The 611-nt window shown below is 65.3% G+C and carries 1 protein-coding gene; it reads right to left on the bottom strand.

Annotated features, from left to right (window positions below):
- Positions 1 to 25 precede the first annotated feature (25 nt).
- On the bottom strand, positions 26 to 376 hold the full coding sequence (locus tag VXC91_RS47425) for a group II intron maturase-specific domain-containing protein (RefSeq protein WP_408057647.1): 351 nt from the start codon (positions 374 to 376) through the stop codon (positions 26 to 28).
- Positions 377 to 611 lie beyond the last annotated feature (235 nt).

The raw sequence follows: 611 nt of genomic DNA, 5'->3' as shown, positions 1-611 counted from the left end.
TGCATGCGGTTCTCCCGCACACGGCTCACCGACGCCGTTCACCGGCGGCATTCGGTCTCTCCCGCCAGGGCTTGCCCGCCCTAGGTGCAACGACGGTTCCGTACGGGCTGATCAATCCGAGCCGGTTCGGAGACGAAACCGCAAACACCCACCAGCCGAAGGCCCGGCTGCGCCGGTGCTTCCTGCTGATGAAGTGCGCGACCCGTTCCTCTGCGTATCGTCCGATCTTGCTGAAGCGTCGGGCGGAATGACCGTACTTGAAGTACGCCATCCAGCCCCGGAGGAACAAATTCAAGTCCTCCACGATCACTTGCGGATGCAGCGGCAGCCGGCGCCGGGCAGTTATCTCCCGGATCCGGTTCCTGGCGTGCTGCATCGCCCGATTCGAGGGCCAGCGGGCGAGGAAGTCGACGCGTCGGCGCCCGTGCAGCCCCGGGGAGCGGACCTGACGGTGGTGGAATCCGAGGAAGTCAAAGCCTTCCCCACCCACTTCCAGGTGCACGATCCTCGTTTTGGCCACCTTCGGCTTCAGCCCCAACTTCCCCAGCAGTTCAACCAGTCGGGCCAGCGCCCGTTCGGCCTGGCTGCGGGAGAAGCACATCACGACCAGG

The sequence above is a fragment of the Streptomyces chiangmaiensis genome (genome assembly GCF_036281785.1).
In the GTDB taxonomy this organism is placed as follows: domain Bacteria; phylum Actinomycetota; class Actinomycetes; order Streptomycetales; family Streptomycetaceae; genus Streptomyces; species Streptomyces chiangmaiensis.
This window is presented reverse-complemented; position numbering and strand designations above follow the sequence as displayed.

Excerpts from the sequence above, each read along its gene's own strand:
- VXC91_RS47425 (WP_408057647.1), bottom strand. The coding sequence starts at position 376 with ATGCAGCACGCCAGGAACCGGATCCGGGAGATAACTGCCCGGCGCCGG.